This is a genomic window from Alkalihalobacillus pseudalcaliphilus (assembly GCF_028610675.1).
Lineage (GTDB): Bacteria > Bacillota > Bacilli > Bacillales > Bacillaceae_D > Alkalihalobacillus > Alkalihalobacillus pseudalcaliphilus.
Genome location: NZ_JAQQWS010000002.1, coordinates 132,663 through 145,214, shown reverse-complemented (window position 1 = coordinate 145,214; position 12,552 = coordinate 132,663). Strand labels below are relative to the sequence as shown.

At 37.9% G+C, this 12,552-nt stretch carries 15 protein-coding genes; 14 read left to right on the top strand and 1 reads right to left on the bottom strand.

The window, feature by feature from the left end; translation table 11 throughout:
- Positions 1-34 precede the first annotated feature (34 nt).
- On the bottom strand, positions 35-292 hold the full coding sequence (locus PQ479_RS07380; protein WP_273716891.1) for a hypothetical protein: 258 nt from the start codon (positions 290-292) through the stop codon (positions 35-37).
- A 420-nt stretch (positions 293-712) separates the two neighbouring features.
- On the opposite strand from PQ479_RS07380, the gene PQ479_RS07375 reads away from it, so the two are divergent.
- The 14 genes from PQ479_RS07375 to PQ479_RS07310 all read left to right on the top strand — a co-directional run bounded on the left by PQ479_RS07375 (position 713) and on the right by PQ479_RS07310 (position 12,327).
- The gene (locus PQ479_RS07375; RefSeq protein WP_047986840.1) at positions 713-1,057 is read left to right on the top strand and encodes a glyoxalase superfamily protein; all 345 of its coding nucleotides are present in this window, start codon (positions 713-715) and stop codon (positions 1,055-1,057) included.
- Between the two features lie 151 nt (positions 1,058-1,208).
- Entirely contained in the window at positions 1,209-1,595 is a 387-nt protein-coding gene (locus PQ479_RS07370) for a GntR family transcriptional regulator (RefSeq protein ID WP_273716889.1), read from the top strand.
- Positions 1,576-2,463, top strand: a complete 888-nt coding sequence (locus tag PQ479_RS07365) for an ATP-binding cassette domain-containing protein (protein ID WP_083991127.1) — start codon at positions 1,576-1,578, stop codon at positions 2,461-2,463. The genes PQ479_RS07370 and PQ479_RS07365 overlap by 20 nt, the downstream gene beginning before the upstream one ends.
- Positions 2,460-3,146, top strand: a complete 687-nt coding sequence (locus PQ479_RS07360; RefSeq protein WP_047986841.1) for a hypothetical protein — start codon at positions 2,460-2,462, stop codon at positions 3,144-3,146. Before PQ479_RS07365 ends, PQ479_RS07360 begins: the two co-directional genes overlap by 4 nt.
- A 297-nt stretch (positions 3,147-3,443) precedes the next feature.
- Positions 3,444-4,388: a metal ABC transporter solute-binding protein, Zn/Mn family gene (locus tag PQ479_RS07355; RefSeq protein WP_047986842.1), complete on the top strand. Its 945-nt coding sequence runs from the start codon at positions 3,444-3,446 to the stop codon at positions 4,386-4,388.
- A gap of 1 nt (position 4,389) precedes the next feature.
- Positions 4,390-5,148, top strand: a complete 759-nt coding sequence (locus PQ479_RS07350) for a metal ABC transporter ATP-binding protein (protein WP_047986843.1) — start codon at positions 4,390-4,392, stop codon at positions 5,146-5,148.
- On the top strand, positions 5,126-6,016 hold the full coding sequence (locus tag PQ479_RS07345) for a metal ABC transporter permease (RefSeq protein WP_047986844.1): 891 nt from the start codon (positions 5,126-5,128) through the stop codon (positions 6,014-6,016). The genes PQ479_RS07350 and PQ479_RS07345 overlap by 23 nt, the downstream gene beginning before the upstream one ends.
- A 21-nt stretch (positions 6,017-6,037) precedes the next feature.
- Positions 6,038-6,916, top strand: a complete 879-nt coding sequence (locus PQ479_RS07340; RefSeq protein ID WP_047986845.1) for a metal ABC transporter permease — start codon at positions 6,038-6,040, stop codon at positions 6,914-6,916.
- Between the two features lie 101 nt (positions 6,917-7,017).
- Positions 7,018-7,497: a hypothetical protein gene (locus PQ479_RS07335; RefSeq protein ID WP_273716887.1), complete on the top strand. Its 480-nt coding sequence runs from the start codon at positions 7,018-7,020 to the stop codon at positions 7,495-7,497.
- Between the two features lie 256 nt (positions 7,498-7,753).
- Positions 7,754-8,326, top strand: a complete 573-nt coding sequence (locus tag PQ479_RS07330) for a sigma-70 family RNA polymerase sigma factor (protein ID WP_273716886.1) — start codon at positions 7,754-7,756, stop codon at positions 8,324-8,326.
- On the top strand, positions 8,323-8,724 hold the full coding sequence (locus PQ479_RS07325; RefSeq protein ID WP_047986847.1) for a PadR family transcriptional regulator: 402 nt from the start codon (positions 8,323-8,325) through the stop codon (positions 8,722-8,724). The genes PQ479_RS07330 and PQ479_RS07325 overlap by 4 nt, the downstream gene beginning before the upstream one ends.
- Complete coding sequence (locus PQ479_RS07320; protein WP_047986848.1) at positions 8,721-10,022, top strand: permease prefix domain 1-containing protein; 1,302 nt, start codon at positions 8,721-8,723, stop codon at positions 10,020-10,022. The genes PQ479_RS07325 and PQ479_RS07320 overlap by 4 nt, the downstream gene beginning before the upstream one ends.
- A 606-nt stretch (positions 10,023-10,628) precedes the next feature.
- Positions 10,629-11,336 carry a response regulator transcription factor gene (locus PQ479_RS07315; RefSeq protein ID WP_047986849.1) on the top strand — a complete coding sequence of 236 codons (708 nt, stop codon included), beginning with the start codon at positions 10,629-10,631 and terminating at the stop codon, positions 11,334-11,336.
- Positions 11,326-12,327 (top strand): sensor histidine kinase, encoded by a 1,002-nt coding sequence (locus tag PQ479_RS07310; RefSeq protein WP_047986850.1) that lies wholly within the window; start codon positions 11,326-11,328, stop codon positions 12,325-12,327. The genes PQ479_RS07315 and PQ479_RS07310 overlap by 11 nt, the downstream gene beginning before the upstream one ends.
- The last annotated feature ends 225 nt before the right edge of the window (positions 12,328-12,552 follow it).

The window sequence follows — 12,552 nt, the reverse complement described above, 5'->3', positions numbered from 1 at the left end:
GTAAATCTTTCAATCGCTTTTCACCTTGATATTTTTAAACCCTATTATTTAGAGGCAAAGCAATCGCTAAAGAAATTACTGGAAATAAGAAGTTCCAAGCACTTAAAGAAGATAATGAGAAATGCCCATAATAAATGAATCCTAAGGACATTTCAATCAGAGCATTTATTAATAAAGTAACCAGCGGTGCAAGATAAACTTTCTTAAAAAGAAAAGCCACTAAAACCCCAAAACCAATTGTTATAACAGGAATAATGACCAATTGCATTAAAAAAGGGTCAATCTGAGTCAAAATATCATCTACTTATACAACACCTCCCAATATTAATTAAAATATATCATGTTATTCAGAAAAAAAAGGACCGTGAATTTATCGGTTCTTAAAATTTAATTACCACTTATTATCAACCCATGTAAACCCGTTATATTGGATTGTAGCGTTCGTAGAAAATTTGGTTTTGTTCTTTTTTGTTGGCTTTTCATTCATATATTTTTATGAAAGTTGATGCTGATGCTCATGTGCGGAGCGTTACTTGCCGCTACCGAAATGCTCGCTCTGCGTCCTGCGGGTTGGTGCTGAGCTAAGAGGCTACGCTGCTGGATCACAGTCTGCCACTATATCCTGCAGGAGCATATCGCCTTTAGTCAACTTTCATTTTTTTCAGATGTTTATGTTACAATATTTAAAAATCAGTTAGATGAGGAGTCAAAAATGAGTGTTATTCCAGTTTTGAGAATGTTTGATGTAGAAGCAACCAAAGACTTCTATTGTAACTTTGTGGGTATGAACGTGGATTGGCAGCATCAACACGAAGAGAATTTCCCTTTGTATTTACAAGTATCTTTAGGCGATAATGTCATACATGTATCAGAGCACTATGGGGACTGTGCACCAGGTGCAAGAATAAGAATCGGATTAGAGAACTTAGAGGATTGGTATGGAAACTTAAATAAAAATTATCGCTTTGCAAGACCTGGCATGGAAAATGGACCGACTGGAAAAGAAGTAACTATAGGTGATCCTAATTTCAATACCCTTATATTTTATCAAAAATAATAACAAATAAAAAAGTAAAACCTGATTAATTTAAAGGTTTTGCTTTTTTTATTTGACATTATATAATAGTTGGGTATATAGTTAACTACATAAGTAACTAACCAATTGAGCTGTGTGTGCATACTATGTTTGAAGAGAGAGGAGGGAGCGAGTGCGAATTACATTTGATGACCATCGTCCTATATTTTTACAAATAAAAGAAATGATTGAAGATGATATTGTGAATGGAGAATTGAAAGAAGGCGAACAAGTACCATCAACCAACCAATTAGTCGCCCATTATAAGATTAATCCAGCTACTGTCTTAAAAGGATTTAATCAGCTTGTTGATGCGAATATTTTGTATAAAAAAAGAGGTGTGGGTATGTTTGTAGCTGAAGGAGCTTATCAGAAACTGCGTGAAAATAGAAAGCAATCATTTAAAGATGAGTTTGTCGGACGGATGTTAGAAGAAGCACAAAGATTAGGTATATCCGCAGAGGAGGTCAAAAATATGATTGACACAATGGAGGGGGGAAATGGAAATGTATCAAATTAATGGTCGAAACGTTTCACTACAATTTAAGAATAAGAAAGTGTTGAAAGATATCTCATTCCAATTAGATGGTAATAAGATTTATGGTTTGTTAGGAAGAAACGGTGCCGGCAAGACGACATTATTATCTTTATTAGCCACGTTTCATCGATTAAATGATGGAGAAATTACAGCCAATGGCGAGGCGATTTTTGAAAATCGGAAATATGTAGAGAGTGTCGTCTTTATTCGTGACGAGAAATTTGATGATGTGCAAGCTGAACAAAAAGTAAAGCGTTGGTTAAGGGGGCAATCACTTTTTAGACCTAACTTTGATAAAGGCTATGCAGAGAAGCTCATGAAAAGATTTAAAATCCCTATGAATCAAACGGTATCTGAGTTATCACGAGGTAAGCAATCTGCCTTACATGTCGTTTCAGGCTTAGCCAGTCGTGCACCTATTACAATATTTGATGAAGCTTATCTTGGTATGGATGCACCGGCAAGAGAAATATTCTATGAAGAAGTTCTGCAGGATTATATGGAGTATCCAAGAACGATTATATTATCTACACACTTAATCTCAGAAATGGAATCAATGTTTGAAGAAGTGTTAATCATTGATCGCGGAGAATTGCTGGTGCATGAAGAAGTTGATTCATTAAGAAGTAAAGGTACGTCATTAACGGGAGAAAAGCAGCTTGTTGATGATTTTATAAAAGGGAAAGAGATATTAAAAGAACAAGTGTTAGGGCAGACGAAAAGAGCGATGATATTTGGTGAATTATCAAATGAAGAAAGAGAGCTTGCCAAAACCAAAAATATTGAAGTTGGTCCAGTCTCTTTGCAAGAGTTATTCATTCATTTGACAAAGGAGGAAGATGAAGAATGAAATCCAAAGCACTTCAAGTAAGTTTTGACATTTATATGAGAAAAATCGGGGTTTGGTTAATGTGGTACTTAGTATTCTATGTCTTCCTCTATGCAGGTGCCTATTTTGTTCCCCTCATTATTAACATTGAGTGGGGTCTTAGGGAAATTGAATGGACTTTTGTTGAAGGGATTAGGAATTCCGCGAATGTGTTCTTTCTCATTTCGGGAATTCTTTCAATGGGTGGTTTCCTCAAGTATTATATATCTAATGGTATAACGAGAAAAGATTATTATGGGGGAGTCGTTGTCTCTGCCGTGGCATTAAGTATAAGTTTAAGTGTTTTAGTTGCACTCATTTCGGTTGTGGATGCCCTGTTCTTTTCAGAGCTTAGTACGTTATCCATCGTCTACTTTATACAGTTGCCATTAGAACTTCTCCTGTTTTACTTTCTAGGCTGGTTTATTGTCGCTGGTTTTTATAAATTTAATACATGGATAGGGATTATATTCATTATCCTTGCTTTTGGTGTTGTGATGGTTCATGGAGGACTGTGGGGAGAAGAAATCCAACTTCCGCTTTTTAATACCGTCATTTTTGAGCAACAAAATACACCTGTAGCTTTGCTAATTACGATTATTATTACTGTCATTTTAGCTTGGTTAGTGAGAATAATGACAAAGCATGTAAGAGTAAAAGTCTAAAAATAGAGGCTGTTTGAAGGTATGAATATTCCTTCAAGCAGCTTCTTTTTATATAGAGAGAATAGAACCACCTTTATGTACATTGCATAGAAATAAAAAACGATCTCTATTTCTATTTTGGAAGAAGTTTTTATTGACATTACATCTTCATCCGTTTAATATTTGCCTTAGGGAAACTTTTTTAGTTGGACGAACAAATTTTATCTAAGGTGAATAAAGTAAGTTTTATGAAACAATAAACAGAAATATAGAAGATGAAAAAATCGTACATACTAAGAAGAAACGGAGGAGATTTTTATGAAGAAGAGAGATATATGGTTATTATTTTTAGGTGTTATTTGTTTAGCTATGATGGCGGCTTGTAATCAAGGTGAGGTTGGCAGTAGCAAAGGTGAAGATGGAAAAATTCAAGTCGTTACGACGATCGCCCAAATTGCTGAGCCACTATCTATCATTGGGGGAGAGCACATTGAAGTGAAGAGTTTAATGGGTCCGTCTGTTGACCCACACTTATATAATGCTTCACAAAGTGATATTAGCACGTTAGACGGAGCAGATTTAATATTCTATAATGGACTTGATTTAGAAATTAATATGGTTAAGATATTTGATCAAATAGGTCAATCTAAGCCAGTGTTAGCTGTTGGTGATGCCATTGCTGAATCAGACCTTTTAGAAGAAGAAACAGGAGTCGTTGACCCGCACATTTGGTTTGATATTGATTTATGGAAACAAGCTTTAGAGGCTGCGGTCGAAGAGCTTAAAGAATACGCTCCAGAAATTGCAGATGAGTTAGAAGGTAATAAAGAGGCCTATTTTGAAGAGCTGGATACGTTGCAAGAGGATGCTGAACGGATGCTAAGCGAGATTCCAGAAAATCAACGTTATCTCGTTACAGCTCATGATGCATTCGGATACTTCGGGGCGAAATTTAATTTAGAAGTGATTGGCTTACAAGGACTGAGTACAGATGGTGAAGTCGGTATGTCTGATATTCGAGATACAATCAATTTAATTACTGAATATGAAGTTCCGGCCATTTTTGTGGAATCCAGTGTGTCACCAGATGCGATTAACTCTGTGATTGAAGGAGCAGCAAGTGATGGCGTTGAGGTAGAAATTGGCGGTGAGTTATTCTCTGATGCCATGGGTGAAGCTAACTCAGAAGAAGGAACGTATTTAGGTATGTATCGTCATAATGTTACAACCATTTATGAGGCGTTAGTAGAAGGAGCGGAGTAACATGGAACATGCGGTCATTCAAGTCAAAAATTTGGCTGCTTCTTATCAAAAAAATACGGTTTTACATGACGTTGATTTTCTTGTGCAACCAGGAACGCTTACCGGTATTGTTGGTCCAAATGGTGCCGGTAAGTCTACCTTAATTAAAACGATGCTTGAGTTGCACCCAAAGTTAAAGGGAGACGTTCATTTTTTTGGTGAACCCTTTAAAAAAGCAAAGAAAAAAATTGGATATGTTCCACAAAGAGGCTCTGTGGATTGGGATTTCCCAACAGATGCCCTCGATGTGGTAACCATGGGTCTTTACGGTAAAGTTGGTTGGTTTAAATGGCCAACAAAAAAAGACAAGGAAAAAGCGTACGCTGCGTTAGAAAAGATGGGTATGGCGGATTACGCTAAGCGTCAAATTAGCCAGTTATCAGGCGGTCAGCAGCAGCGTGTCTTTTTAGCTAGAGCCCTTGTGCAAGAAGCGGACCTTTATTTTATGGATGAACCACTTGCAGGCGTTGATGCAGCGACAGAAAGAGCTATTATGACGACTTTAAAGGAATTAAAGTCTAAGGGAAAAACGGTTCTCGTCGTTCATCATGATTTACAAACGGTTCCTAATTATTTTGACCACGTATTATTTCTTAACCGTACAGTAATCAAACACGGATTGACGCATGAAATATTCACGCCAGAATTGATTGAGAAAACGTATGGTGGGAATATGCAATGGATGGGAGCGAATCAGCATGTGGTCCATTCTGCTAAGTAGTAATACACAGTGGGTATTAGTTAGCACATTGATGTTAGGCGTTGCAGCGGGCTGTGTCGGCACACTCTCCTATTGGAAAAAACAAAGTTTAATGAGTGATGCGTTAGCCCATGCTGCATTACCAGGTGTAGTAATCGCCTTTATTATATTAGGAGAAAAAAATCTTTTTATTCTCATCTTAGGTGCTGCTGCAAGTGCTTTGTTAGGAGCTTTATTTATTCAATGGATTCAATCCTCAACGAGGGTTAAAGAGGATACGGCGATGGGTATGATTTTATCCGTGTTTTTCGGATTAGGTATCATGTTATTAACGATTGTTAATCGGATGCCTAGCGGGAACCAAAGTGGCTTAGATAGTTTTATATTCGGTCAGGCTGCTGTGATGGTTCGTTCGGATGTTTATACGATGTTAGGATTGGCATTGTTTATCATTATTATGATTGCTTTTATGTTTAAAGAGTGGAAAATTTATTTATTTGATGCGGCATTTGCACAAGGATTAGGACTTTCTTTGAAGGGCATGAATATGCTTTATACGGGGTTGTTAGTGACAACGATAGTGATTGGAATTCAAGCAGTTGGGGTTATATTAATTGCTGCATTATTAATTATTCCATCTGTTAGTGCCCGTTATTGGACGCAATCTTTTAAATGGATGCTTGTCATATCAGCAAGTATTGGGGGGGTTTCTGGTGTTGTTGGTACAGCCATTAGTGCAATCGGCAGAGGTTTACCAACGGGGCCATTTATCGTGATTGTTGCAGCTAGCTTTTTTGTGATATCGCTCATTTTTGGAAAAGAAAAAGGCTTATTAATAAAATTTATTCAATTCAAAGCACAGCAAAAGCGTGTAGGGAATTCAATTTAAGGAGAGGGGCGTTTTGGTGACATGGATTATACAGCATGGATTCTATTAACGGCTGCCTTAGTTGGACTTTCCTGTGGTCTTATCGGTGTATTTTTGATTTTACGTCGGATGGCAATGATGGCAGATGCAATTAGTCATACGGTCTTATTAGGAATCGTTGTCGCCTTTCTAATAACGAATCAATTGAGTGGGCCACATATGCTTGTTGGAGCTGTGATTGCAGGATTAGTGACGGCATTCCTTATACAGTGGTTGCATTCACTTGATATTGAACTGCATGCTTCGATGGGGATTGTTTTTACGACGTTGTTTGCGATTGGAGTTATCTTAATCTCGACATCGGTCGGTAATGCTCACCTAGATGTTAAACATGCGTTAATGGGTGAGATTACGTTTATTCCTTTTGATACGAGTGATTATCCGATTGTTGGCGAAGTTCCAACCGCAACGGCCATGCTTTTTATCGTATTAATCATTGTACTCATCTTTATTATTGCTTTTTATAAAGAGTGGAAGCTGACCTCTTTTGACCCTGCACTTGCAGCGAGTCTAGGAATTCCGGTTCTATTTATGCATTATTTGTTCATGGGGCTTGTATCGATTACAACGGTTGCTTCCTTTGATGCAGTGGGTGCTATTATGGTTGTCGCGATGCTCATTACCCCTGCAGCGGCTGCATACCTTTGGACAGATAAATTGTCTATCATGTTAGTTTTAAGTGGAAGTTTTGGAGTTGTATCGGCAATTATTGGGTACTATATTGCTCTATGGATTGATACGTCTATCTCAGGATCGATGGCTTTTGCGACAGGTATCGTCTTCGTCATTAGTTTTATTCTGTCACCTAAACATGGGCTTGTTTCTAAATGGGTAAGACCGAACGAACAGCTTGATGGATAAGGTTTGTATTTACAAATGAAGGAAAAACAGCTACTTTTAAATAAAGAATCATAGAAGCCACCTATTGAGGTGGTTTTTTGCTGAGGATGGAGGGATTTCAATTGAAACAGATAAGAAAAAGAAGTCAGTTAGCTACTAATGATCAGGTATGGAATGTAATGTTAGAAGTGCTAGCAGAAGGGGATGCTGATCATAGTGGCCTTTTGTTTCGAGAAGCGAAAACGGTCGTTGATTTCTATAATGAAGTGGAAAGTGGGGGGCATGAGGGCTTTCTGAATTGGAAGCAGGAAGAGATTGAGGAAGTTGGCAGCGTACATTACTTTAATGAGCTGGCACAAGTTTTATATAAAATCGGTGCATTAGAATATGCTAAGCTTGAGCTGGAAATGGGTCCTAAGATATGGAGCCTTTTTGTTCAGCTAGAAAAAACGTATACAGAAGAAAAAGAAGAAGTGTTTTATCAAGCGATCACCATGGCAGATAACCAATATGAACAGTTACATGATAAGATAAGTGAATATTTAGAAGCTTATTTCCTCGACATTCATACTCAGATTATTGATGTAGTAGAAGATGAATAAGGTAGTAGTAAATGCACGGTTATACACAACAGTAAAGTAGAGAAGTTATGGAAATGTGATTGATAAAGAGGTTTATACATAACTGCAGAGGTGAGGTGTTGACTAGTAAACACCGTATAGATCCGCTGGCTGCGCCGATTAGCTCAGCGCCACGTGATTGTCTCGGAGCATGATTTTCGGTAGCGGTTAGTAGAGTGCCTCATCTGAATACTAACTTTCATTTATAATAAAACCAAACATAAAGGAGGGGCGTCTAATGAAAAAAGGGGGGCGAGACATGTCCTATACGTATGAACAAGTTCAAGCAACAACCGTAGCTGATAACGAGGCAATTTTAATAGATGCCATGCAAAATCATGGCGATGAAATTCTAAGACTCATATATTCCTATGTAAAAAACCGTGAAGTAGCCGAAGACCTAACACAGGACGTTTTTATCAAAGTGTACCAACGGATTGATCAATTTCAACAACGATCAACACTTAGAACGTGGCTTTATCGAATCGCCATTAATCAAAGCAAAGATTATTTAAAGAGTTGGCATTTTCGCAAAGTGCATACAGAGGAAGAACCCTTTTTCCTTCAGCGGCATGATGGTCGAACACCAGAACAGCTAACAATTCAGCAATCAGAGACCGAAGCTATTATAGAGAAGGTATTTTTATTGCCATTAAAATATCGAGAAGTGATTTACCTTTTTTATTACCAGGAATGTTCTGTTAAGGAAGTGGCAGAGCTGCTTCAACTAAAAGAAGCTACTGTGAAAACGAGGCTTTATCAGGCAAGAAAGAAAATGAAGCTCAGTTATCAAAAGGAGGATTTCTCATGAGTGATCCATTAAAAAACTTAAAAAAATCAATGCATGATGCTGGCTTTGAGGAATTGACTTTTTCACAAAGACTCCAAAAACAAGTGCTTGCCCACGTTCATCGTAGACAAATAAATACAGAGCAAGTTAAAAAAGAATTATTGGCTTTATTGAATCGCTATCGATTAACAGGTTTTGAAGTCATGACAAAGCTTGATCAAATAGGAGAGAAAGCTTTCGAAAATGATGAAGGTACGCTTTATAAAATTCTCCATCAACTAGAACAGGATGAATTCATCATAGGGAGCTGGGATGGAGAGGATAAGTACTACGTAACAAGCAAAAAAGGCAAAAAATACTTAAAAGAATTAGAAAAGGTAAGGGAGGAAGCGTTAGACGGTAAGGAGAGCTGGACATGAATCACTTTTTCAATCGTTATCTTGACAAAGTGACAGCTCAGATTCGGTCAAAAGAAGGTCAGAGGCTTGTAAAAAAGGAATTACATTCTCATTTAAGGCAAAGCAAACAAGCGAATATGCGTTCAGGATTAACGGAAGAAGAATCGGAACAAAAAGCGGTCCTCACAATGGGAGACCCGGTCCAACTAGGAAAAGGAATGAATAAATTATATCGGCCTTTAGTGGATTGGTGGATGCTCTTTTTAGTCATGGGTATCTTTGTGTTAAGCTTTGCCCCTTATTTCCTTGTAGAGATTCAAGCGATGCGCTTTGAGGCGCAGTTCATATCTGTTCTACTTTCAATGTTATTTTTGTTTGGTTTTATGTATATTGATTTTCGTAAAATTCTTTTCTACTGGAAATGGTTTATTGGGGCCGCATTTTTGTATATATGGCTTTTTTTAGTCGGGATTACCCTCCATTCATCATATATCTACCATATGCATGTCTTAGCGAAATTCCAGTTTTTTGGCGTGAAGATTCCGCATCAATGGTTCATTATTCTTATATTCATTGGGCTGATCGGATATATGACCCATATGAAGATTACTACCTTTAAGCAGATGATTCCAATTTTTATCTTAATGTGGTTACCGGTTATGGTGATGGCCGATTACTTAAGCCCTTTTTTATCGCTATTATTACTCTTTTTAGTTGTTGTGTTAGTCATTTTTTCACCGATTGTTAAGAAGCTTAAATATCAATTTTTATATATGAATAGCATCTTTATTGGATTAACAGCCCTATGGTTTATGATTACAATGGAACATCGCGTCGCACGTATTGTCGGATGGATTAATCAAACGATTAATAATGCGGATAGCTATATTTATATTCTGCTACAGGATATGGTTCAAGCCTCTTCCTGGTTCGGTCAATCTGAGGTTATCTGGAGTAATTATATGGACGACATGCATACAGTCACGGCATTAGCTCTGATTATTTATTATGGGGGTTGGGTGCTGGCAGGGTTGATTTTGCTCGTATTTGTAGCCATTTTAATTCGATTAGCGAAAATGCTTATGCAAATGAATCATCAACAAGCAAAGCTATTACTTGCTGGGGGCATTGTATTACTCGCGTCGCCTTTTTTGTATAATACACTGATGATTTTTGGGCTTATGCCCTATTCAGCTGTAAACTTTCCAATGATTAGTTATGGTGGCTTTGAACGGATATACTATGCGTCAGTAATAGGGATGATGCTTAGTGTGTATCGACAAAAACTATTCCTTGATCAATCAACCGTTTCGTCCTAAATAAAAGATGGCTCCCGAGCTGTCTTTTTTCATCTTCATTATGCAAAAAAAGAAAAAAATGCTATAAAAGAATCATGAAGAAACTAACTAGAATGATAACATTCGAATAGCAGTAGTGTAGATGTTTCATCCGCCAAATTTGACTATAGTTCTAACTTCTATACAAAACCCGCACGGTGGAGCCAAAACGCTCCACCACCAACAAAGATGAAAGTCAGTTAACGCGAACTTAACAATTCATAAAGGTTTGTGCAGATACAGACGCGAAACCACGGAGTAACTGCACAAAGAGGCAATTAATGTGTAGATGCTGAAGCCAAATCTTGGAGTAAGTGCACGAAAAGGTGCGAAGGGAATAAAGAACCAGCTAACGCCAAGGCACAACCGATCGCCCCTAAGTAACTTTCATACAAAACCGACATTGCGAAGCGGATTCACTTCTCCACCAACAAGAATGAAAGTGGTGTTTGATTCAATTTGGCTTTGTTCTTTTTCATTTTAGATGTTTTTTGAACATTAGTAATAACCCAGTGGAGCATCATTTTCAATAGCGACAATTAACGCTCCATGTTCGCACCAACTTTTATTTAAAAGGAGGCTTACGACATGAATATTTTAGTGGTAGAAGATGATAAAACGATTTCCTTAGGGCTGGAATATTCCTTGCAACAAGAAGGGTACGAAACCTTTGCTAGACATGATGTACAAGCAGCGAAACAACTGATTGACCAAAAGGCAGAATCACTTTCACTTTGCATTTTTGATCTCAACCTGCCAGATGGAACAGGATATGAGTTATGCGAATATATGAAAGCAAAAGCAGATGTCCCCGTGATTTTTCTAACCGTCATGGACGAGGAGGTCAGTGTTGTCATGGGCTTAGATATGGGAGCTGATGACTATATAACCAAGCCATTTCGAATTCGCGAGTTACTCTCAAGAATAAAGACCGTACTCAGGAGATATCAAAAAAATACAAATCATAATGGACTACCCACCTCAACTGTAGAATTCGGAAACGTCAAAATCTTATTAAATGAGGCAAAGGTGTATAAAGGGGAAGAAGAAGTACATGTCACTGCTTTAGAATATCGTTTATTAATGATATTTGTGAATCATCGTGGTCAAATTTTATCGAGAGCCCAGTTGTTAGAACAAATTTGGGATGTAGCGGGTGATTTTGTTAATGATAATACAGTTACGGTTTATATTAAAAGGTTGCGAGAGAAGTTAGAAGACGATCCTCAAAAGCCAACATTAATCGAAACCGTAAGAGGCTTAGGTTATAGGCTGGAGGCAGAGCATGTTTCGTAACCGCGAGTTCAGGCTATTATTTTTGATTCAAATCATTTTGCTCCCGATAGGACTTGCTCTTATAACCCTTTTCCCTGCGTATACAAATATTATCGTGGTTGGTTTAGCTCTTGGTTATATAGGGAGTTATTGGCGATTCACTATTTGGCGTTACCGTCAGATTCAGGAGCTTTCAGGATACTTACGGCAAATTAGTTCAGGGCAATTTTCATTAGATGTACGTGACAACGAAGAAGGCGAGCTTAGTATTTTAAAAAGTGATATTTATAAAGTTACCTTGCAGCTTTCGCAGTATAGTACAGGCTTGGAGGAAGAGAAACAAAAGCTGACTAACGCCATTTCTGATATATCCCATCAGTTAAAAACCCCCTTAACGTCGATGATGGTGATGTCGGATCTGTTAAATAACCCTAAGTTAGAACAAGGCAAAAGATCAGATTTTACCCAGCATATTGCCACCCAGCTTGAACGCATGGATTGGCTTGTCTCATCGTTATTAAAGCTTTCAAAGGTCGATGCGGGCACCATTCAATTTAAGAAAGAAAAGGTAAACATTCATCAATTGCTTCAAGAAGCACTTGAACCAGTACTGATCCCGATTGAAATCAAGGAAATTGAGTTGGAGGAAAAAGGTGACAGAGACTTAACGATTAATCTTGACAAGAACTGGACGAAGGAGGCATTGATTAACTTAATAAAAAATGCCGTAGAGTATACGCCTATTCAAGGTAATATGACGATTACTTATCAGGATAATCCACTCTATACCGAAATTCAGCTTTCTGATGACGGAGTAGGTATTGCCGCTGAGGATGTACCTCATATTTTTAAACGTTTTTTTAAAGGTAGAAATGCATCGGAAGGTAGTGTCGGGATCGGACTAGCTATGGCTTATTCAATTATTACGAGTCAGCGAGGAGATATTGAGGTAAGCAGTAAACCGAACGCGGGGACGACTTTTTATATTAAATTCTACAAACAAATTATATAAGAGAACGATTTTTGGAAAGCTGTCTAAGAGAAGATGGCTTTTTCTTTTAACTGACGGTAATTAGTGCAATTGAACTTCCTCGATGTTTTGTATGAAAGTGTAACTAAATTCGATATGCGCGTCTTCGATGCTCGCTGCGAGAATGGGGGCACGCTTTCCGTAGGCGGGCGCTGAGCTAACTTGCAACGCAAGTGGATCTCAGCCTGCCCTTTCCTCCTGCAGGAG

What these genes read in the sequence shown, in the direction of transcription:
- PQ479_RS07375 (WP_047986840.1), top strand. Translation starts at nt 713, where the DNA reads ATGAGTGTTATTCCAGTTTTGAGAATGTTTGATGTAGAAGCAACCAAA.
- PQ479_RS07365 (WP_083991127.1), top strand. Translation starts at nt 1,576, where the DNA reads ATGGAAATGTATCAAATTAATGGTCGAAACGTTTCACTACAATTTAAG.
- PQ479_RS07360 (WP_047986841.1), top strand. Translation starts at nt 2,460, where the DNA reads ATGAAATCCAAAGCACTTCAAGTAAGTTTTGACATTTATATGAGAAAA.
- PQ479_RS07355 (WP_047986842.1), top strand. Translation starts at nt 3,444, where the DNA reads ATGAAGAAGAGAGATATATGGTTATTATTTTTAGGTGTTATTTGTTTA.
- PQ479_RS07350 (WP_047986843.1), top strand. Translation starts at nt 4,390, where the DNA reads ATGGAACATGCGGTCATTCAAGTCAAAAATTTGGCTGCTTCTTATCAA.
- PQ479_RS07345 (WP_047986844.1), top strand. Translation starts at nt 5,126, where the DNA reads ATGTGGTCCATTCTGCTAAGTAGTAATACACAGTGGGTATTAGTTAGC.
- PQ479_RS07340 (WP_047986845.1), top strand. Translation starts at nt 6,038, where the DNA reads ATGGATTATACAGCATGGATTCTATTAACGGCTGCCTTAGTTGGACTT.
- PQ479_RS07330 (WP_273716886.1), top strand. Translation starts at nt 7,754, where the DNA reads ATGAAAAAAGGGGGGCGAGACATGTCCTATACGTATGAACAAGTTCAA.
- PQ479_RS07325 (WP_047986847.1), top strand. Translation starts at nt 8,323, where the DNA reads ATGAGTGATCCATTAAAAAACTTAAAAAAATCAATGCATGATGCTGGC.
- PQ479_RS07320 (WP_047986848.1), top strand. Translation starts at nt 8,721, where the DNA reads ATGAATCACTTTTTCAATCGTTATCTTGACAAAGTGACAGCTCAGATT.
- PQ479_RS07315 (WP_047986849.1), top strand. Translation starts at nt 10,629, where the DNA reads ATGAATATTTTAGTGGTAGAAGATGATAAAACGATTTCCTTAGGGCTG.
- PQ479_RS07310 (WP_047986850.1), top strand. Translation starts at nt 11,326, where the DNA reads ATGTTTCGTAACCGCGAGTTCAGGCTATTATTTTTGATTCAAATCATT.